This is a genomic window from uncultured Psychroserpens sp. (assembly GCF_947501425.1).
In the GTDB taxonomy this organism is placed as follows: Bacteria; Bacteroidota; Bacteroidia; order Flavobacteriales; family Flavobacteriaceae; genus Psychroserpens.
The window spans coordinates 291,470-313,598 of record NZ_CANMVN010000004.1 but is presented as its reverse complement, the minus strand read 5'-3'; the positions used below and the strand labels follow the sequence as shown (position 1 = coordinate 313,598).

Below are 22,129 nucleotides of genomic sequence, written 5' to 3'. Positions count from 1 at the left end.
TTTAAACATATATACTCATGGCAACACGACAAGACGTAGAAACAGCTATTCAAGCCATTGAAAACGGTGGCAATAATACAGCAAAAGAAGTACGGGATGTACTAACAAAACTTTTAGACTATACAGAAAACAATGAAGTTGAATCTGATTTAATACCCTTTGAAAATAATAATTTCAAAAAGCCTGTAAAATCGGGTGGAAATGCAGTTATGTTTTATTCTTTTAGAGGTTTTGAAAAGTTTAGTGTGAACTTTACAATGGCTTTAAAAGTCCTAAAAAAGAATGAAGGGAATCTAAGTTTTAAATTAGAACCTGGTCTTCTTCCTAAATTAAAAGAAATCATTGCACACAATAAGATTTCATTCATCGTGCCATACACTGTTCGTCAAGGCATGAATAATTTAAATAACAATATTGTGAATATTGGACCAGTTCCAATGGTTTTTGCATTAGAAGAACCAAATATATTGAAGCTTGATTTCCCAGGAGTTGGATTGAGTAAGTCAGATATGATTTACACATCCATACAATTGCATGTTCCAGCTCATATAGAATAAACAGTTACGCCATGTATCTCATTCATAAAAATAGCATAGAGCTTAACTGTACTAAAGAGCCTTTAGGGAAGCAGTTCAAGACCGATATAAATCAAGTTCTGGAATTAGAGTTTTATCCAAGACTTGAGAAGTTGCTATTGCAATATGATGATGCAGATACAATTTGGTTAATCGATGATTTACCAATTGTGCTAAATGATTTGAGTTCCAAATACTGGAAAACCGAATTTGTCGATCAAAGTATGCTCCAAATAGAGTCATTTCTGAAAGAATACTTGCCCATGAAAAGGCGAGTTGATGAAGAAAAGCCTACTGCTAAATCAGGTTGGAAAATGGATAAAAAGGAGCGTGCAAAACAGTTAATTATAAAGTTTCTTGAAACAGGAATAATAGAAACCAACATACAAGCAACAGTACTATCAACACTCTATAATGATATAGAGATTGATAAGCATTTTGTAAAAAAAATGAAGACTGTTCTAAAAGATGAAATTAGAATGATTTTAAGATGGAGTTTAAATCTTCCTCGTCATTTTAAATTTAAATTCTTAGAAGCCGATGGGATTACTCATGATTTTGATTTTGCTGTTAAAGCCATAGATAGATCTCCACAATTAAATGACTTTTTAGAATTTTTATACTGGATAGCCTATTTCAATGAAGAATCGTCAATGCTTAGTCAGCACTTTATGACCAGGATCAAGCGTATTGCTGAAGAATATTACAATATTGAAAGTTCATATGTTGATAAATTATTGTATCAAAATGATGAAAGTGATAGCTCGATTATCAAACCTGTAGCCTTAAATACATCAGTAGATGAAGAATTATTTGAGGGTATAAATTTTTCACATAAAGAAATTAATACAAATGAAAATAATAAGCTATTTGACCAGGATAAAGTATTGTTTGTAGAAAATGCTGGCTTAGTCTTGTTACATCCTTTTTTACCGAAACTATTTTCAGAATTGGGATATCAGGAAAATGGAATTTGGAAAGACGTGCTATCACAACATAGAGCAGTATTGGTTTTACAATATCTCGTTGGTTTTGAAGAGGTCATTTTTGAAAACCAATTGATTTTAAACAAACTCTTTTGTGGAGTTAACCCTATAGATACAGTTCAAACTAAGTTTGAAGCCAGTCAAATAGAAATAAGAGTGTGTCAGGATTTACTACAGTCAGTTATCAATCATTGGACAATTCTAAAAAACACTTCTGTTTCAGGATTGCAGGAAAGTTTTATTAAGCGATCAGGTAAACTAGCCTTGAGAGAAGATGAACACTATGAACTCACAGTAGAAAACAAAAGTTACGATCTACTGTTAGATCAATTACCATGGGGAATAGGAATGATAAAAACCCCGTGGATGGAAGACTATTTAATTTGTAACTGGAATTAAATTCTAGATCATGAAAAAAAATAAATATCTAAAAGAATTAAATATTCCTAACACTCAAAGAAAGAATGGGAATAATAATAGTCGTAAAGAAGTAAGAAAAATACAATCATGGTTATGTCTTCAAGAACGTATGAATCCTGGTATTGGATCAATGACAAAAGTTGATGGTGATTTTGGACCTGCAACAGAGATTGCTGTCAAAAATTTTCAAAACTTCATTGGTGTTACTCAAAATGGGATTGTATCTAAATCGCTGTTTGACAAATTGGTCAAGCCTTTGAAAAATGCATTTGAAGGGGCAACGAAGCACCATAGTATGAGACATACAATTGTTGAGGTTGCTCGTCAACATCTGGAAGAACTTCCTTTTGAATTAAAGATAAATGGAGAATCAAATTCTGGCCCATGGGTTCGAAGTTATATGGATGGGCATGAAGGACAATGGTGGTTCTGGTGTATGGGCTTTGTACAGGCTATTATTGATCAGGCATTTACATTGCATGATAAGAATTTCAAGACAATGATGCCTTTAACCTATAGCTGTGATACCGTAGGAGTTAGAGCTATGGAAACTGGCGCATTGATAAGAAATTATAAGATTAGAGAAAATCCAGGTTTGATACAATCAGGTGATATTATGCTCATAAGAAAGGCTCATCTTGATTGGACACATACTGCTATTATTATTGATGTTGATTCAGATACTTTTACAACCATTGAAGGAAATACAAATACCGAAGGGTCAAGAAATGGGGATGGGGTTTATATGCGTGTTAGAAATTTTAGAAAATCTAAGCTGGATGTGTTTTCAATAGAAAACTGGGTCAATTAAATAGAATCAAAATGGAATTAAATGAAATTATACTTACAACCGCAGGATCAATACTGTTTCTGTTTGCATTGGCTTTGGTTGTTTTATTAATAAGAAAGGATAAACCTTATTTGAATGCCATTTGGCTCATACTTATTTCTTTTTTTATGATGGGATTTTCAGCTATTTCAAATGCAGAAGTTTTCGGCTTATTTAAATATGAAAAAGAGAAGAAATTAATAGAGCTTAAAGAACTTGCTGAGGCCTCTGAATATTGTCCGGATAATTATGAAATAAAAACCATATTAAATAAAAAAATCAGTGAATTTGAAACGACGGAAAAGGCAAAAACAGCTGAAGAAAATGCAGTTTTAGGTTACGCACACTATGTTGTAGGCAACGACGCAAAGGCCATTAAATATTCAAAAGAAGCACTCACAAAAGATAGTACCAATCAAAAAGCTAAGGCAACTATTGAATTGGCAAATACAAAAAAAATCATCGAAGATCCTGTTTTAAATAAGAATAAGGAAAACTTTCAAATAGAGCTGAATAGGAAAATGAAAGAACTTGAAAATAATCCAATAATTGACCCTAAACAAATTGATAAATTACGAGAAGATGTCAATAAAAGGAGGCAATTAATTATTGAATCAGGTCAAATTAATCAATAATAATTTAGAAGTATGAGTAAAGAACCACTTCATAATAAAGAAGATAGAACTAATGCTACAACAAACTTAAAAAAAGTGCCAGCATTTATTTCAGCCTCTGTAATTCAAAAAAAATTAATTATTGGTTCACAAAATGACGCTTATGAAAAAGAGGCAGATCAAGTTGCAGATCAAGTAGTAAATACATCATATTTAGATAATACAAAGTCATCTAAAAGTACTTTAGTACAGCGAAAATGTTCTGCTTGTGATGAAGAACAGGTTCAAAAAAAAGCATTACATAAAAAAGTATCACCACTAATTAATAAAAAACAAACGTCTTCTGAGAATGAAGTAATGACTTCAGATAGTGTGAATTCTAAAATTAGTTCAACAAGGGGGTTAGGTTCAACTATGGATAATGATACAAAATCTTTCATGGAAAACAGATTTGGCAGGGACTTTTCTGATGTAAGATTACATACAGATACAAATGCTAAACAATTAAGTCAAGAACTCAATGCACAAGCATTTACGGTAGGAAATGATATTTATTTTAATGAGGGAAAGTATAATCCCGAATCTAATTCGGGTAAACATTTACTAGCCCATGAATTAACACATACCATCCAGCAGGAGAGTGGGCTAAAAATTCAAAAGAAAGATGATTTGTGCAAAACTTACAACGAAAGTCAAAAAATTTCACAAATTGAAACTCAGGTTTCAAAGATTGATTCTTTAACTAAAGAAGATAAATTAATTTTGATTAAAAACCTGAAATGGATTATTAGATGTGCCAGCTCCGAAAAGCTTTTAGAGATAAAGAAGAAGCTACAGAGTACTGAAAAGGGTAAAATAATATGGGCAGAAGCTAATACTGCTTTTGGAGGCCATAGTGGTATGTATTCAGGCTATTATTCTGGTGGGAGATCAAAGTTAAAGAATCTTGGTCTTTCTGAAATTGAAAGCTTTGATGCAAAAGGTTTGGCAGCTCCTAAAACATTAGATACTGCTGCACTCGAAAGCGCAGCTAGAACAGAAGCTCCTGTAATGGAAGCTACAGATATTTTGTACTTCTATGGGCATCAATATGCACAGTATAATCATCCAGGACTTTTTGCAAATGGAACACAAACACAATTTATTGATTTACGAAAGTTAATAGGTAAAGGTGATTTTAGTCGTGTCAAGCTAATCATAAGTACATCTTGTGCTACTATTTGTAAAGAGGCTATTGAAGTTTTTGCTCCACTTTTTCCTAATGCTGTCATTCTTGGGTACCGTAAATCTGCGCCTTTAGAAGGTGGTAAGGTTAGAAGTACTTTTCAGAAAAAAATAAAAGCATTAAACAAACCATTATTGTTAAACCAGTCTTTCGATGTTCAGTCAGTGATAGATGTTTGGAAATCAACAATGAAACAATATCACCCCAAAGAAAAGACTAGACTTCCTGGATATTACAAAGGTGGTCAAGTTTACTATCTGGAAATGGGGACATGGAAAAGTATGACAGCATTAGATAAAGGGAATTCATGTAAAAAGAAAGGAAGTTCAGCTGAAGACGCAATGGATTGATAAAAAAACAAAATGATATTTTCAAACGAGCATAATAAGATTAATAATATACCCAATGGTGGTCTGTCTTCAGCAAGGCCAGGATTTATTAAATCTGCTCCAATCATTCAAGAGAAGCTGGAAATAGGTGAGTCAGATGATAAATACGAAGTTGAGGCAGATCGAATGGCTGATCAGGTAACCCAGATGAAACTTACTGCAGTTGAGAAACCAATACCATCTACTGGAAGAATACAACGTAAATGTAATAATTGTGAAGAAGATGAAGAGCGTATACGTAAAAAGCCACTGTCAGAGCAAATTACACCAATTATTCAGTGTAAATCATCAAGTCTCTTAAGCGACCATACTACTACAAATGATATTACTAGTAAAATTTACAAATCAAAGGGTGGTGGTAAAGCATTGGATAAGCAAACTAAAGATGTGATGGAAAGTGGTTTTGATACTAATTTTTCCAATGTCCGTATTCATACAGATTCTAATGCCATTAATTTAAGTAAAAAACTCAATGCTCAAGCGTTTACAGTAGGTAATGACATCTATTTTAATGAAGGAAAGTACAATCCTAATTCTCATTCGGGGAAACATCTATTAGCGCATGAACTAACACATACAATTCAACAAGACGCAGGAGATAAAACGAGAATTCAAAAGTATGATCTTGAATATGAGCAAATAGATGAGCTTCCATTACAATCCAGATTACTAAATACACCTTATTTTCAAAGAATTTTGAGTGAGCCTGGACGGGTAGTTACCAATTTTACTAATAATAGTAATATAGGAAGGTTACAACAAGCTCTAGTGATATTAAACTATATTTTGGATGAATTTGGTGTTGATAGCAAGTTTGGAGGTGAAACTGAAAGGGCTTTAAGAAATTTTCAAATAGAAAGAGGAATTGGGTCAGATTCGCATGGAAGATTAGACGCCACTACCTTAAGAGCTGTTGATAGTGCGTTAACCACTCAATCGTATTCAAGGAGATCAGCCTCTTACAGTGGAGAGGGGCAATTGTATTTGGTTTTTAGGATTCCGATAGACAGAATTGTAGATAGAAGAACATATTTTACAAATTCGGTAATGCATATGCTTAATGTTTCTGAGCGTGAAGCAGATATATTAAGAACAGAACATAACTGGCATCTTACCAATTACACCCCTTTGACTGATTTAGATGTTGAGAGAGGCTTCAGAAACATGAGAATTCGTAATGATTTATATCAGAGTATACATGGTGAATATTTTGATCGGAGGTATAATTCAAGAGACGAATCACAAAACTCTGCAATTGAAGGAGTTCAAGATAGTATTTTTGACCTCTATGGAACTGATTCTATTTATGAATTAAATAAGAGAATAAGTGAGCTTGAGAATACTATAATGTTACTAAGTTTAGGTCATGATCCCAGAGTTCGTGGAGAAGATCTTAGGATTGAATTAAGAGCAGAGAAGAGTCGACTTATTGCCGAAAGAAACAGATTATTACAAGAACGAGGAATTAGTTTAAGTATTTATCGTCAATCAGAAACCGAATTTAAAAATTCATTTGGTCGATATGCTCAGACCGTGGCAGTAAGAATGTTACGAAGTAACGAGGTGAGCGCTAATATTGAAAGTCAAAGGTACCAGAATAGCGAGAGCTTACTTAGTTTGTCTAGAATAGTCAAACAACTTGCAGCTCATTACAGCTTGGCAGCAAGAGAGCGAAGTGCTGGTATTGTAGAAGAGATGCCATATCACGTAACTGGAGTTGAAATGGGAGGCGGATCATTAGGGAATCCTAGAGCTGCTGCAGAAAGGGTTTATGAACACTATAAGTTTGGTACAGGCAGACGTGGTGGTAATGATCATTTCATTAATGCTTATGATGCTAATCAACGTGCTTTTGACTTGACCGAGGCACATGCGCCAAACTTCTCTATTTTAGCTCATCCTGATTTTCATAAAGCGCTCAAGCGTCATGCCTCATCTTATGAAAGTCTTGAACCAGAAGAGTTAGGAGCAAGGTTGCTTCCTCATATTAGTAGTATTACAACAGATATAAAAAATAATATTGATCAGATTGTTGGATCAATAGATAGCAATAATATATGGGAATTAGATGTAGTTATTGCACAAACCAAACTCGAACTAGGTATTCAAGACGGTACTATCCATGATACCTTGATTAATGATGCTGTACAAGACCATAGAGATAGTGAATTTGCTAGGGATATATGGCTAGCTGCACTAGGTATAGGCTTAGGCTTATTAGCCTTAGCTAGTGGGCCAGTTGGTTGGGTGGCACTTGCTGGAAGTGTTACTGTTAATGTTATCGATGCCGTAATTCAGTATCAAGAAGCATCTTTTACAAGTGCTGCCCATAGAACTGCAATAGATCCATCTAATTCGTTAACTAATGTTGATGCTTCTTGGTGGGGATTTGGATTAAGTCTACTTGGTCTTGGATTGGATGTTTTTGATGCTTTCAAACTTATAAGGGCTATAGGGAGAACAGGTGAGGCTCTAACGGAGGTCACCGAAATTCAAACAGCTGCTGTGAGAGTTATAAATGAGTTAGAGCAATCGACAGATGAAGCACTAAGGCTAGCAGATCCTCAAGCTGCCAGAGCATTGGTTCAAACAGAGGAATTTGCCGAATCCTTAGTCATGCTTAATCGACTAAATCAAACAGGACTTTTAGCTAGAATTAGTCAGAATATTTTGGATAACCCAAATCTGATTCGCGCACTAATTCGACTTCAGGATGAGAACTTGACTACAGTTATAGATTTTTATACTGGTGTTGGAGCACAATGGTTAAACCAATTGCCAGAAGTGTTACACGTTATTGATGCAGGTCAAATAGCAACACGTAATCCACAACTTTATCAATCAATATTGACCGATCCGAGAATCCAGAAAGTACTACTGGATCATTATGAGGATCCAGAGACATTATTAAGAGCTTGGGATACATGGCAAGCTGCAAGAAGAAGACCTAGAGATCCTGTATCAAGTAACTTCCTTCAATATTTAAGTAGAGGTTTAAACTTTAGTACACGTATAGATGGAGGAGTTAGATCTAGTCAAACTTTAATTAACCGCTTTGGACGTTCATTTTTACAATTAAACAATTTCCAAAAAAATCTTTTATTGTTGCGAGAATCAGCTCCACGTTTAGTAGCTGCATTTCAAGCAAATACCTTAGCTCAGCGATTTCCTGATATTCATAGAATGTTAGATGAATTATTAAATGAAGATATTATAAGAAATGTATCTGTTCTAAGTAATGCTAGAGGTAGGGTGGTTAGCAGAGTTAATCGTCTTGTTGGAGAGCAAATCACAGATGTTAATGACTTTAAATATATTACTGACTTACTTGATCAATCTGGCTCAATAGGAAGTGTTGGAGAGCATTTTGCAAGAGCACAGAATTTGTTACAAGCTCAGACAAGAGTAATACAACCTAGAATAGCCGTTGAAGGTGTTGAAGGATTTAATGCAAGAAAATTTATTATTCCAGATCAAATTAGAATTCCTCCTCCAAGAACGTTAGATATCAAAACAGGATATGAAGGCACAAATATTGACCCACAACAATTGCAATATTATGGAGAGCTAATTACACGCTCTAATAGAGGGCAGCAAGATGTAGTTAATGCTCTTGAAACAGTTCAGCCTGGTTTAAGTAGAATAGATGGTCACGATTACTTATTTTTACCTAGAGGAGCTAATGGAGATGCTTTGATTGCAGCTCGTAGAGCATTTGACGTGATAAGTGGGACTGATTATAGTCAGTTTTTTAAAGTGTTTTATTTAGATGTAGATAATGTTGTAAAAGAATTTACAGGAATTTAAAAATTAAAAATGGAAGCAATAGAGTTATATTTAGTAGATGTTAGAGATAATTTTAACGATAAAGATGTTCTTAATGAAATTATTAGTGTCATTCTTGATAACCCATTCATAGAGGTTGAAGTAGCAGATTATGAACTAAAGTATTCTTACAATGATTCTATTAATAAAGAGGATTTGTGTAAGCAATTATCGAGGAAGAAACAGACGTCATTTAGATTGTTTTCCAAACCTGATTCAAAGGAGTATATCAGTGTTGTGAAAACTAAACATAAAAATGTGATTCATTTTCATCTTAACAAAAATGAATCGTTAAATCTATTAAATAATGAACTTAATAGCTATATACTTCGGTTAGCTAATTCCTTACCACAATTTCATACTGCAACAATAAAGTTAATCAAAGGAAATGAAATAGGAGACTTTTATTATGAAAATGAAATCACTAAAGTGCCGTCAAAGTCTTTCGGAGGAATGTATGTTGAATTCATGCATTTTATAGCGCCATCATTGTATTTGGATGAATATGGAAAGAAGGATCTTCTAGCGGCTCCTGCAGTCATGGTTAAGGAATGCGAAAATGATATAATTCAAATTCAAGGATATTCAGATAGTAATACTCCTAAAAGTAAAAGAACTGTAGAAGAACTCAAAAGGTTGACCCCATATTTAAGATCGAAAGCAAAATGGAATAATTAACACTAAAATTATGGTCTTAGACAACTTAAAACACTTCATCCTACAAGCCTTCAATAAGGAAGGAAACGGACAAGAATTCAACTTTCAAAATACATTTTCGGAAGTGTTGAACCGCAATACTACACACGAAGAATCACTGATTATGTTAATGGTCTTAGCACCACACATACTACCAGGATTTTATGATGCTATTATAAAAGAGTTGTATCCCAATGGTGGCGAATTTCCAGAATGGGGAGGTGTTAAAACAGAACCTTATCGCAGTATGCAGCCAACAGGTGAGACTATACTTTATATTCTTGGAGGTTTAGATATTCAAAAACGTGCAGCCATTCAACACTATTTTGAACCTGATCATTGGTTTTATAAAGATCAAATTTTATATATAGAACATGTTAAAGAGGGAATGCCTGTTATGAGTGGTAAGATTATTTTGCCACCAGAGACGCTTAGCCTTTTGGTTGATGGAAAAATTTCAAGACCTCAATTTGGACCAAGCTTTCCAGCAAAAGAGGTTAGTACTCTTATGGAATGGGATGATTTAATCTTAGGAAAAAATACTATAGACCAACTACAACAACTTAAACTTTGGATGAAGCATCACGAAGCCTTAAGATATGACCTAGGTCTGGAGAAAAGAATTAATCCTGGTTATCGTGCGTTGTTTTGTGGACCCTCAGGAACAGGAAAAACACTTACTGTTTCTTTACTCGGTAAAGAATTTAAAAAACCTGTGTATCGTATAGACCTCTCTCAAATTGTATCTAAGTATATCGGAGAAACTGAGAAGAATCTTGAAAAAATATTTTCCAGAGCAGAACATAAAGATTGGATTTTATTTTTTGATGAAGGTGATGCTCTTTTTGGTAAACGATCTACCACTCGTACTGCACAGGATCGTTTTGCTAATCAAGGTGTAAGTTACTTGTTGCAGCGAATAGAAACCTTTAACGGAATAGTAATATTAGCTAGTAACTATAAAAATAATATAGATCAAGCATTCTTAAGGCGTTTCAATAATATTATAAACTTTGTAAAACCAAATGCTGATGAGCGACTTAAATTATGGCAAAAGGCTAAGCCTACACATATGAGTTTGGATGAGGCAATGCTTCCCGAAATAGCAAGAAACTATGAGTTAACTGGTGCCCAGATTGTTAGTGCTATGACATATTCATGTTTACAAGCTTTAGAACTACAAACTAAAGTACTAAGCATAGACAATGTGTTGAAAGCTGTTAAAATTGAATTCCAAAAAGAAGAACGTATGTTTATTGAATTAAATTCTAATTAACGTTACGATTCAAATGATTTGTACACTAATTTTTAAAACGCGTATTTGCGTAGATTTGAAAAAACAAATGAAAAGAACGGGAATTTACATAATTGCTACAAATCGTCCTATCAGAACTGTGTTTTGGTAGCATAATTTTTTTACTCTAAAAATTAAATCTTCTGTATAAAGTAAGGCTTTCTTTTAAAGAAGCCTTTTTTATGGTACTATCCTAAAGCACGCTTGGTAACATAAACTCTCCAGCCAATAATAGCTAATTGGAGTTTAGTTGCCTTGCTAAGGTCTAACTGTTGTTTGGAATAACTAGGTAAGAGTATTTTGTTGAGTTTGGCTAACGCCTTAAAGAACTTTTGTGTCATACAACTAAGGTTTGTAGATTCAACCTGAGTGTAAAATTAAGCATTTAGATATAAAAGAACTTTTGTTTAAAATGATGTAAAACTTATTCTAGACTAAGTTTTACAATCATGTGGTTGGTTTAGCTAATCGAAAATAAAATATCGATCATTAGTTTTGCAAGTGTCATCATAATGTTTTGGTTTTAAGGTTAATATTTATCTCATTTTCTTGATTGAGTTTTCAATATAGAATTTTGGAAATCTATTCTCCAAATGATTTTATCAAAATCTATGAATTTGAATATGAAATTATAACTAAAAAAATGGTTTTAATTTCAATAAATATGTGACCCTCTTTAGTAAAGTAATAAAATGTAAGTTTAAATATTTATAAACGTTACATTTTGTAATAATTCAAGGGGGTTTTTTAAGTGTTTTTTCTAAACCAAGGGGCTTTTCGTTATAAAATTGATCAAAAACTGATATTTCATCTTTTTTAGTTTTTAATTTTTGAATATTTATAGCATTCAAATTGAGATCAAAAACTGCCTACTTTGTTAAATTCTATAATTTATTAAACTCAGAATGGCAATTAGCTTAACTAGTTGATTACATTTGTAAAAAACATGTCATGAAAAGACCGCTATTATTTTTCATTTCCATATGTTTTTTTCAGCTTTCGTATTCACAAGTTGTTATCAACGAATTAGATTGTGATACTCCTGGAGTTGATAATATGGAATTCTTAGAACTACTCAGTGATACTCCAAACTTTCCCTTAGACGGCTATGTTGTTGTCTTTTTTAACGGATCATCTTCCGGAATGAACTCCAGCTACTTTACTGTTGATCTGGATGGCTACGAAACAGATGTTAACGGACTTCTACTCATTGGTAGTAATTCAGTAAGTCCAGTGCCGCAGCTATTGATTTCTGAAAATGTATTTCAAAATGGAGCCGACGCTGTAGCTATTTATCAAGCTGATGATATAGATTTCCCAGAAGAAACTGTTGCTACTATTGAAAATCTTGTTGATGTTTTGATATATGATACTTCAGATGCTGATGATCTGGATATGATTGCTATTTTTAATCAGGATCCAAGATTTACGAATATCCAGCAAATCAATGAAGGTTCGGCAAATAACACAAACTCTATCCAGCGCTTTGTTGATATGGATGATAATGTAACGTATTCATCTACAACACCAACACCAAGGCAACTTAACGATGGTAGCGGTATCGTACTTAACGGAATAAGTATCAGTATTGCACAGTCACAATACAACGAAGATGAAAGTTTTGATATCACGTTTACTTCGGAAACACCTGTGACTGAAAATCTCAACTTTAATATTCTTTTAGATAACAACGGATTTGATACTTCTGATTTCACTGGAAATACAGCCATTACCATTCCTATAAATCAAACTACAGCATCTACTACAATTACTTTAGTAGATGATACCGATGATGAAGGTGATGAGGTGACCAGAGTTCGATTTGAAAATTTACCTGCAACTTATTTAGCACTCAATAACAATTTAGAAATTCGTATTGTAGATAACGATTTTACAATGGCCAATTTCGGTACACCTTTAAATCCTACCTTCGGAAATGTAACTAGTACACAACCTACAGGCTATTACAATTCACTAGATGGATTGGCTGATACAGCGCTTCGTCAAGCTTTGCAGGATATTATTGCAGACCCAAATGTCGTGAGAGCTCAAACATATGCTGACGTTTTAGATATATTAGTGGAAGCAGATCAAAATCCTTTAAATAGTAATGAAGTTTGGTTATTATACACAGAACAAGGACGTCCAAAATTAGATCTTCAAACGGGTTCTGATAACAATGGAAAATGGAATAGAGAGCACACGTATCCACGTTCAAGAGGTGGGTTTAATGATATTGAAGACGATGAGATTGCTGATGGTAGAGATATCTTTTGGACAACTAAAGCTGATTCGTTACGTCACGGAAATTCTGATGCGCATGCGCTTCGTGCTGCTGACGGACCAGAAAACAGTTTACGAAACAATAAACATTATGGAGATCCTTTATTAGGTGGTTATGATGGTTCTGAGGCTACAATAGGTGATCCTTTAAGGTTAGGAGAAAGTTTCCGAGGTGATGTGGCCAGAAGTGTCTTGTATATGGAAATTAGATATAATGGTTTAGCTGTGGTTAATGGATATCCAGAAAATGGTCCTGGAGAATTAGGAGACTTGGCAACATTGTTAGATTGGCACAGAAATGATCCGCCAGATGATTTTGAGATGAATCGCAACAATGTGGTGTACACTTGGCAGTTTAACAGAAATCCATTTATAGATCAGCCAGATTTAGTAGAATATATTTGGGGAACTAATGTTGGTGATGTATGGGACCAGCCTTTAAGTATTTCTGAAGTGAATACTAGTAAAATTTTAGTGTTTCCTAATCCAACTAATGGACGCGTTTCTTTTAAAGGTCTTGATAGAGAAACTAAGATTGATATTTATTCTGCTGATGGTAGACGAGTGAAATCTATAGCTATTGAAACAGACTTTAGTATTGATTTAGATCTTGATAGTGGTTTATATTTCATTAGAATGCTATCTGGTGACAAAAAAACAATAAGGAAACTGATTGTCAATTAAAAATAATATCAACAAAAAAGCGTCCAAATTTTGGACGCTTTTTGTTTAATAACCTATTGCTCTTACAAAGAGTTTATCGTCTTTTGATTTGCCCATCACGATATCAGGAATGGCTTCATCTTTATCCCTCCATGTTGCACTAGATTTTCGTCCGTTATTATCGTTTAGAGATATTTTGATACTTGTAATCTCTCCAGCTTTATTTCGTCTTACTTTTGAAAATTTTGCATCGATTCCTTGTGCTTTCAAATCTTTTTTCTGCTTATCTAAAAACGCATCTGAAGAATTTTTTGAGATCACAAATTCTATAGTTTCTATAACATCATTATCATTAACAATATACACTGAAGACACAGCCGTTTCAATTCTATTAGGCGATTCTTCTCTTATTTCTACAATAACAGGTTTACTATCTCCTGTTAGAATGTTGTTTTTATGTGTTCTCACGATTACAGCACCATTTTTAGCTTTTTTTCCGTAGGCCTTTATCGCTTTGTCATCCTTGATGATATCAATGCTTTCGATGTTATTAGGATTTATATCTTCCAATTCTTTTTTGGAAATTGTCTTTCCGTCAATAATAAATAAAGGTTGCTGACCATCATCTTCGATGAACGTTCCATTGGTTTTTAAAATAATTCCTTTACTGTTTTGTTCATTTGTAAAGGTGTTTTTAGAACCCTTTGTCGTCATAATCACAACACCATTTTTGGCTTTAGTACCATAGAGTGTTTGTGCATTTTTTCCTTTTAAAACATTTACGGATTGAATATCTTCAGAATCGACATTTTCGAAAATCGATTTATCCACCGCACTTCCATCAATAATAAATATAGGATCCTCAGAACGTGTGATAAATACATTAGAATTTCCTTTTTCAGAAGCATCTATTGTTATTTTCTCTCCATCCTTGTTTGTCCATGTTTTGGTTCTATAGACGATGGTTTTTACATCTTCTTCACTCTTGGGTCTGGATTCAGAGCTATTGTCTTCCTCTTCATCATCACTTTCAAAAACATAAACGTTGCTTCCTGTAGATTGTACTTTAGCAGTTCCGTCTTTTGATTCAAAAACAAACGTATTACTGTCGTTGTCAATAGTGCCTATACTAAACGAGTCTTCAGTGCTTTTAAAACGAAATGGCTTAATACCATCATCACCTTTGATGTTATAGTTGGAACTGTTCTTATCATTTTTAAAATCGGTTTTAATACTTGTAATTTCACCTTTGTCATTACGTTTAACACCACTATAATCAAAGGTAATTCCTTCTTTTTTCAATTCAGATTGAATGGTTTTTAATTCCTCATCTGTAGTGTCTTTAGTGATGATAATTTCAATATCTTCACTAATTTGATCAAGTGCTTCAAAGATGAATTCATCTTCAGCTAGAGGAGTTTCGATGTAGACATTTTCGGTACTAAAACTCATCATAAAGACTCCTAAAATAGGAAGTACAAGCGCAAATTTTAGTTGATTTAATTTGTGAGATTTCGATTTGTGTAACATGATTATTCGTTTTTTAATTAATGATGTGTAGAAATTGTTTGTCAGTGTCAATTGATGATTTTGAACACTGGCTTTTAATAGTACAGTTTGATAGCTTTTTTGACATTTTGAAATGTATTGCGCTTTTTGGTCTGCTATAAACTCAAGATTTTGTTGTAATGCTTTTTTGTAAAGCCATACGATAGGATTGAACCAAAAAATAATGCAGGATAATTGCGCAATTATTGTATCTATAGAATGTAATTGTTTGGTATGTACCATTTCGTGGTTGATCACGTGGTCTAACTCTTCGTTTTTAAACTGATCTGGATTGTATACAATGTGATTAAAAAATGAAAAAGGGGCTACAACATCCTTAGTCTCTAAGAGTTTGTAGGAGCCTTGTGTTCTTGGCTTGCTATTGCTTAGTATACGCTTTAGAGATAGAAATTCTACGATTAATTTTCCGCAGAAAAAAAGAATACCAGCAAAATACATCCAGAAAATGAGTTGTGTGTAATCAAATGATGATTCTTGAATGTCGACAGGAGTAGGAGTGATATTAGTTGTAGTATAGATAAATTCTGGTGTTTCAATTGGTGTGTACTCAATATATATAGGAATAACAACAAGTGGAATACAACATGCCATGATGAGGCCTGATAATAAAAACCAACGGTTGGCCTGAAAAAATGTTTCTCGCTGAAGGAATAGTTGATAGCAAATATAAAATATAATAAGTACTGCTGATGCTTTGATTAAGTAGTCCATGATTAGTTCTTTTTCTCGATTAAAGCTATGATTTCTTTTAGTTCATCAACACTGATTTTTTCTTCTTTAGCAAAAAACGAAACAACATTTTTATAAGAATTATTGAAGTAGTTCTCAATGGCTGTATTCATAAAACGTTCCTTGTAAGCTTCTTTACTCACAATAGGAAAGTACTGATGAGTTTTTCCGTAGGCATTGTAGCTCACATAGCCCTTTTCCTCTAAATTTCTGATAATAGTAGAAAGCGTATTGTAATGTGGTTTCTCATCTTTTATTTCGGCAAGAACATCTTTTACAAAGGCTTTTTCAAGCTTCCATAAGATGTGCATGATCTCTTCTTCTTTATTTGTGAGTTTTTGCATTTTGACTGATTTTAATGTGCTTAGCAAACCTATAACTATTTTTATAGTTATACAACTATTTGTGTAGTTATTTAACTAAATTTTAAGTTATAATGTTTAGTTGATAATAAAAAAAAGACGCTTTTTTAAGCGTCTTTTTGTCTTTGATTTTGAGATAATGTGTTTATTTGGTGGTGACAATGATTGCGCCGTCTTTAGCTTTTTTTCCATAGATACTCATTGCAGTTTCAGGTTTTAGTATATCCACTTTATCAATTTTGTCAGCTTTGGCAAGTCTGTTTAAAGTTTCAAAGTTTGAAGTTTCACCATCTATTATAATGACTTTCTCTTTATTTGGGTCATCTATAAAGTTATATCGTACTGAGCTATTGGTTTCATCATCTGAAAATAGATAAGAGAAGCGATTTCCAGATGGGTTTTTAAAACTGAAATTCTGCATCATTTTATCTTTGAGCTCTTCGATGGTCATAGAGTCACCATCAAACATAAACATCGAATTGTTATCGTTAAAAAAATCATCAAGGTTGAATTGTTTGAATGATTTGAAATGCTGAGAAAAAATAGAATCGCTTTCAAAAGCAGAAGGGAATTGGCTATCTTTTCCTAATAACATAAACATGTTGTAAGGCTGATCTCCTTGTCCGACATAGAGGCTACTGTTTTTTCTTCCGAAGGAGATCTTATTGATAGGAACATTGCTTGACATCTGGCTCATAGCTTGTTGTCCGTTATTTGATTTTAGTTTTATACTTATTCCTGTAATCTCTTCAAGATCATTTCTTTGTATGTTGTTAAATTCAACATCTATATCATAATCAAGCAGTAGCTCTTTAATATCATTCAAATCGCTTTCAGAAGTAGATTTATCGATAGTAATGTTGATGTCATCAATAATTTCCTTAGTGGATTTATCACTAGACTGTGCTCTTAAATTAAATGAGGTTAAACCAACTGATATGGCCAGCACTATGCCCAAAACTAATTTTGTAAGTCGAGTTGTTTTCATTTTAATTATTTTTTTGAGATTAACATATCAAATTTAAAAGTAGAATATATTCAAGTCCAATTTTTAACTAAACTTTAAAATCGATGTTTAAAAAATTGTTAATGTGATATGATCTAAACTATTTAAGAGCAATTCATTTTGTAGTATATTCGCAAAAATTTAAAATTCATGAGCTTAGTCTGGATCATTTTAGGATTGATGTTATTAGTTATAGGAGGTGAGTTCCTGGTGCGTTCTTCTGTGGCTTTATCATTTAAACTGAAGATATCAAAAATGGTTATTGGTATGACTGTAGTTAGTTTTGCTACATCAGCTCCAGAGTTATTGGTGAGTTTAAATGCTGCCTTGACAGGTTCTCCAGCTATTGCAATTAATAATGTCATAGGATCTAACATCGCAAATATTGGTTTAGTACTAGGTATCACAGCACTTGTGAGTTCTATTGCTGTAGATAAATCGTTTTACAAACTCAATTGGCCAGTCATGATGGTCTTTTCAATAGTTTTATATTATTTCTTAAAAAATGATGATCATTTACGACCTCTAGAAGGTGCAGTTTTGTTTGGTGGTTTGATTCTATTTTTAATTGTACTTATTAAATCTGCAAAGAAAGATACTATACCTGAAGAGGTTGATGAGAGTTTAGCCATTGTTTCAAATTTTAAGATTACCTTATGGCTACTTATTGGAGCTGTAGCTCTATATTTTGGATCTGAATGGCTTGTTGATGGCGCTAAGGAACTCGCGACAATGTTGGGCGTTAGTGATGCTGTAATTGCTGCCACAGTTATTGCTATAGGCACTAGTGTGCCAGAATTAGCCGCTTCTGTTATTGCTGCTGTTAAAAAAGAAAAAGCCCTATCTTTAGGTAATCTGATTGGTTCTAATATTTTTAATATTGGTTCAGTATTAGGATTGACCTCAATTGTAAAAACAATTCCAGTTACAGATGCAGCTATTTTAGATCATGATATTTTCTGGATGTTAGCTTTTTCTGCTGTATTGATTCCTTTGATTATACTTCCAAAAAGACTAAATATATCCCGATATAAAGGGCTTTTACTCGTTGTAGCTTATGGTGCCTTTATCTTTTTAGCGTTTAGATCTCAGGTATAAAAAAACGCTCTCTCCATGACGAAGAGAACGTTTTTATGAACAAAACGATATTTTAAAGTCTAGCTAATGTTAGCAGATTTCACAGTTTTTACAATTCTACCTGCAATTTTGTAAGGATCACCGTTAGAAGCTGGACGTCTGTCCTCTAGCCAGCCTTTCCAACCTTTTTCAACTGTAATAATAGGTATACGAATGGAAGCACCTCTATCAGAAATACCATAGCTAAACTCATCTATAGATGCGGTTTCATGGTCTCCTGTTAAACGCTCGTCATTAAACTCACCATAAACAGCGATATGCTCTTTTACAACTGGTCTAAAGGCTTCACAAATTTTCATATAAGTTTCTTTATCGCCACAAGTTCTCAATGTTGTATTAGAGAAGTTGGCATGCATACCAGAACCATTCCAATCACCTTTTACAGGTTTTGGGTGGTATTCAATATAGTAACCATATTGCTCAGTTAAACGATCTAATAAGTAGCGTGAAATCCAAATCTCATCTCCAGCTTTCTTTGCACCTTTAGCAAATAATTGGTATTCCCATTGTCCTGAAGCCACTTCTTGGTTAATACCTTCAAAATTTAATCCAGCAGCAATACATAAATCGGCATGTTCTTCTACAAAGCTTCTACCATGTGTGTGTCTACCACCAACAGAACAATAATACATACCCTGTGGACCAGGATATCCACCGATAGGAAATCCTAAAGGTAATTGTGTGTGTTTATCCATGATAAAGTACTCTTGTTCAAAGCCAAACCAGAAATCATTGTCATCATCATCAATAGTTGCTCTTCCATTGGACTCATGTGGTGTTCCATCAGCATTTAAAACTTCGGTCATAACTAAATATCCATTTTCTCTGGCTGGATCAGGATAAATTGCTACTGGTTTTAGTAAGCAGTCAGAATCTCCTCCTTCGGCTTGCCTAGTTGAACTTCCATCAAAAGACCATATTGGACAATCTTCTAATTTTCCGCTAAAGTTATCTTCAACTTTAGTTTTACTTCTCATGTTTTGAGTTGGTTTGTAACCATCTAACCAAATGTATTCTAACTTCGATTTACTCATGCTGATTTAATGTTTTTAAAATTTAAAGCACAAATATTAAAAATTTTAAGTTTCAGTCAAAAAAAAGAGGGGTGTTTTAGATAAAATGTTATTAACAATTGTTTATACCCTATTTTTTTAGGGGTTTGTCCTGTATATTTTTAAATATTAATTAGATTTGCCCTAATAATTCGAAAACAAGGTAAGATTATGTCAACTTTAAGATTTCATGCATTAAAAGAAGTATTTAAACATCAGCCTATTCATATAGAAGAAAATAAAAGACGGTCAGAATTGTTTGGAGCTAATGTTTTTAACGAATCAACAATGCGTCAATATTTAACAAAAGAAGCTTTTGAAAGCGTCATGAATGCCATAAGTGATGGTTCAAAAATTGATAGAACAGTTGCCGACCACATTTCAACAGGTATGAAAGAATGGGCTATCTCTAAAGGAGCTACACATTATACACATTGGTTTCAGCCTTTAACAGGTGCAACAGCAGAAAAGCATGATGCGTTTTTTGAAACTATAGGAAATGGGCTTGCTATTGAAAAATTTGGTGGCGGACAATTAGTACAACAAGAACCAGATGCTTCAAGTTTTCCTAATGGTGGTATTAGAAATACGTTTGAAGCTAGAGGCTACACAGCATGGGATCCTACATCTCCTGCTTTTATATATGGAACAACATTGTGTATTCCAACAATATTTGTCGCTTACACAGGAGAAGCGTTAGACTACAAGGCACCATTATTAAGAGCACTTCAAGCAGTTGATGCAGCTGCAGTAGCTGTTTGTAAATATTTTGATAAGAATGTCAAAAAAGTTAATGCGTCATTAGGATGGGAGCAAGAGTACTTTTTAATAGATAGCGGTCTGGCAATGTCAAGACCAGATATAGTACTTACTGGCCGTACTTTACTGGGACATTCTCCAGCTAAAGGACAGCAGTTAGATGATCATTATTTTGGGACTATCCCAAATAGAGCAATGGCTTATATGCGTGATTTAGAGACCGAATGTATGCTGTTAGGTATTCCTGTAAAAACAAGACATAATGAAGTAGCTCCTAATCAGTTTGAGCTTGCTCCTATATATGATGAAGCAAACCTTGCTGTGGATCATAACTCTCTACTTATGGATGTTATGGATAAAATAGCAGAGCGTCATAATTTTAAGGTGTTATTTCATGAAAAACCATTTGCAGGTGTAAATGGTTCAGGTAAACATAACAACTGGAGTTTAGGAACCAATACAGGTGTTAACTTGTTGAGTCCAGGAAAAACACCAATGAGTAACCTTCAATTCCTTACATTCTTTATTAACACCATAAAAGCAGTCTATGACAATGAGGAATTATTAAGAGCTGCCATAGCTTCTGCAAGTAATGATCATCGTTTGGGAGCTAATGAAGCACCACCTGCTATTATTTCAGTGTTTATTGGAGATCAATTGACTAAGGTGTTGGATGAGCTAGAAAATGTAACTGATGGGAAATTATCGCCTCAGGAAAAAACCGATCTCAAATTAAATGTAGTTGGTAAAATTCCTGATGTATTGTTGGACAATACCGATAGAAACAGAACGTCTCCATTTGCATTTACTGGGAATAAATTTGAGTTCAGAGCTGTAGGCTCAACAGCTAACTGTGCAAATCCAATGACTGTTTTAAATACTATTGTAGCGAAGCAGTTAATTGATTTTAAAACAGAAGTAGATTTACTCATTTCTAAAAAGGACATGAAAAAAGATGATGCGATATTTAATGTGTTAAGAGAATACATCAAAAAGTCTAAGCATATTCTTTTTGAAGGTAATGGTTATGGCGAGGCTTGGGAAAAAGAGGCAAAAAAACGAGGCTTGAGTAATAACAAAACAACTCCTGAAGCGCTCAAAGCTAAGGTGTCTAAAAAAGCAATTCGTCTTTTTGAAGATTTAGGTGTGATGAACAAAATTGAGTCTGAAGCACGATATGAGATTGAGATGGAGGAGTATGTTTTAAGAGTTCAGATTGAGGGTCGAGTTCTAGGTGATATTGCTAGAAATCATGTGGTTCCTACTGCAGTGCGTTATCAAAATATTTTAATCGAAAATGTTAAAGGATTAAAAGAAATTTATGGTACATCCTTTAAAAAACTTGCCAAAGAACAACTCAATTTGATAGAAGACATATCCAGTCATATTGAAGGTATTAATTCTAATGTGACTAAAATGACCGAGGAACGTAAATCAGCTAACTCTATCAATAATCTGGAAAAAAGAGCCGATGCATATTGCAATAAAGTAAAGCCTCTGTTTGACGATATTAGATACCATTGCGATAAATTAGAACTGCTGGTTGATGATGAACTTTGGCCACTTACAAAGTACAGAGAATTATTGTTTACAAATTAGTTATAACCAAACTGGTACCTATAGCTTAAAAGCCTCATTTAATGAGGCTTTTATGTTTTTTATGATCATGAAAGTGTTGATAACTACGTAGTCATACGTATATACTGACCATAATTA

Annotated in this window: 16 protein-coding genes; 11 read left to right on the top strand and 5 right to left on the bottom strand. The window is 33.6% G+C overall.

Features of this window, described 5'->3' with window-relative positions; all coding sequences use genetic code 11:
* The first annotated feature begins 17 nt into the window (after positions 1 to 17).
* From Q0951_RS08240 to Q0951_RS08205, 8 genes are read left to right on the top strand one after another with little or no spacing between them, the layout of a single operon-like run.
* Positions 18 to 557 (top strand): hypothetical protein, encoded by a 540-nt coding sequence (locus Q0951_RS08240; RefSeq protein ID WP_299336096.1) that lies wholly within the window; start codon positions 18 to 20, stop codon positions 555 to 557.
* Positions 558 to 568: 11 nt separating this feature from the next.
* Positions 569 to 1,960 carry a contractile injection system tape measure protein gene (locus Q0951_RS08235; RefSeq protein WP_299336095.1) on the top strand — a complete coding sequence of 464 codons (1,392 nt, stop codon included), beginning with the start codon at positions 569 to 571 and terminating at the stop codon, positions 1,958 to 1,960.
* Between the two features lie 10 nt (positions 1,961 to 1,970).
* Positions 1,971 to 2,792: a peptidoglycan-binding domain-containing protein gene (locus Q0951_RS08230; RefSeq protein WP_299336094.1), complete on the top strand. Its 822-nt coding sequence runs from the start codon at positions 1,971 to 1,973 to the stop codon at positions 2,790 to 2,792.
* Between the two features lie 11 nt (positions 2,793 to 2,803).
* Positions 2,804 to 3,445 carry a hypothetical protein gene (locus Q0951_RS08225; RefSeq protein ID WP_299336093.1) on the top strand — a complete coding sequence of 214 codons (642 nt, stop codon included), beginning with the start codon at positions 2,804 to 2,806 and terminating at the stop codon, positions 3,443 to 3,445.
* 12 nt (positions 3,446 to 3,457) lie between these two features.
* On the top strand, positions 3,458 to 4,999 hold the full coding sequence (locus tag Q0951_RS08220) for a DUF4157 domain-containing protein (RefSeq protein WP_299336092.1): 1,542 nt from the start codon (positions 3,458 to 3,460) through the stop codon (positions 4,997 to 4,999).
* A 12-nt stretch (positions 5,000 to 5,011) separates the two neighbouring features.
* Positions 5,012 to 8,845: a DUF4157 domain-containing protein gene (locus tag Q0951_RS08215; protein ID WP_299336091.1), complete on the top strand. Its 3,834-nt coding sequence runs from the start codon at positions 5,012 to 5,014 to the stop codon at positions 8,843 to 8,845.
* A 9-nt stretch (positions 8,846 to 8,854) separates the two neighbouring features.
* Positions 8,855 to 9,541 (top strand): hypothetical protein, encoded by a 687-nt coding sequence (locus Q0951_RS08210; protein ID WP_299336090.1) that lies wholly within the window; start codon positions 8,855 to 8,857, stop codon positions 9,539 to 9,541.
* A 10-nt stretch (positions 9,542 to 9,551) separates the two neighbouring features.
* The gene (locus Q0951_RS08205) at positions 9,552 to 10,835 is read left to right on the top strand and encodes an ATP-binding protein (RefSeq protein ID WP_299336089.1); all 1,284 of its coding nucleotides are present in this window, start codon (positions 9,552 to 9,554) and stop codon (positions 10,833 to 10,835) included.
* A gap of 206 nt (positions 10,836 to 11,041) precedes the next feature.
* On the opposite strand, the gene Q0951_RS08200 is transcribed toward Q0951_RS08205, so the two are convergent.
* Positions 11,042 to 11,194, bottom strand: a complete 153-nt coding sequence (locus Q0951_RS08200; protein ID WP_299336088.1) for an SsrA-binding protein — start codon at positions 11,192 to 11,194, stop codon at positions 11,042 to 11,044.
* A gap of 610 nt (positions 11,195 to 11,804) precedes the next feature.
* On the opposite strand from Q0951_RS08200, the gene Q0951_RS08195 reads away from it, so the two are divergent.
* The gene (locus Q0951_RS08195; RefSeq protein WP_299336087.1) at positions 11,805 to 13,820 is read left to right on the top strand and encodes an endonuclease; all 2,016 of its coding nucleotides are present in this window, start codon (positions 11,805 to 11,807) and stop codon (positions 13,818 to 13,820) included.
* A gap of 45 nt (positions 13,821 to 13,865) precedes the next feature.
* On the opposite strand, the gene Q0951_RS08190 is transcribed toward Q0951_RS08195, so the two are convergent.
* The 3 genes from Q0951_RS08190 to Q0951_RS08180 all read right to left on the bottom strand — a co-directional run bounded on the left by Q0951_RS08190 (position 13,866) and on the right by Q0951_RS08180 (position 17,447).
* A complete protein-coding gene (locus tag Q0951_RS08190; protein WP_299336086.1) occupies positions 13,866 to 16,079 on the bottom strand; it encodes a M56 family metallopeptidase in 2,214 nt (737 codons plus the stop codon).
* Positions 16,080 to 16,081: 2 nt separating this feature from the next.
* Positions 16,082 to 16,441 carry a BlaI/MecI/CopY family transcriptional regulator gene (locus Q0951_RS08185; protein WP_299336085.1) on the bottom strand — a complete coding sequence of 120 codons (360 nt, stop codon included), beginning with the start codon at positions 16,439 to 16,441 and terminating at the stop codon, positions 16,082 to 16,084.
* Between the two features lie 163 nt (positions 16,442 to 16,604).
* The gene (locus tag Q0951_RS08180; RefSeq protein ID WP_299336084.1) at positions 16,605 to 17,447 is read right to left on the bottom strand and encodes a hypothetical protein; all 843 of its coding nucleotides are present in this window, start codon (positions 17,445 to 17,447) and stop codon (positions 16,605 to 16,607) included.
* 168 nt (positions 17,448 to 17,615) lie between these two features.
* Between Q0951_RS08180 and Q0951_RS08175 the strand changes: the two genes are divergently transcribed.
* On the top strand, positions 17,616 to 18,563 hold the full coding sequence (locus Q0951_RS08175) for a calcium/sodium antiporter (protein WP_299336083.1): 948 nt from the start codon (positions 17,616 to 17,618) through the stop codon (positions 18,561 to 18,563).
* Positions 18,564 to 18,622: 59 nt separating this feature from the next.
* On the opposite strand, the gene Q0951_RS08170 is transcribed toward Q0951_RS08175, so the two are convergent.
* Positions 18,623 to 19,636 (bottom strand): glutamine synthetase beta-grasp domain-containing protein, encoded by a 1,014-nt coding sequence (locus tag Q0951_RS08170; protein ID WP_299336082.1) that lies wholly within the window; start codon positions 19,634 to 19,636, stop codon positions 18,623 to 18,625.
* A 189-nt stretch (positions 19,637 to 19,825) separates the two neighbouring features.
* On the opposite strand from Q0951_RS08170, the gene Q0951_RS08165 reads away from it, so the two are divergent.
* On the top strand, positions 19,826 to 22,012 hold the full coding sequence (locus tag Q0951_RS08165; RefSeq protein ID WP_299336081.1) for a glutamine synthetase III: 2,187 nt from the start codon (positions 19,826 to 19,828) through the stop codon (positions 22,010 to 22,012).
* Positions 22,013 to 22,129: the final 117 nt, after the last annotated feature.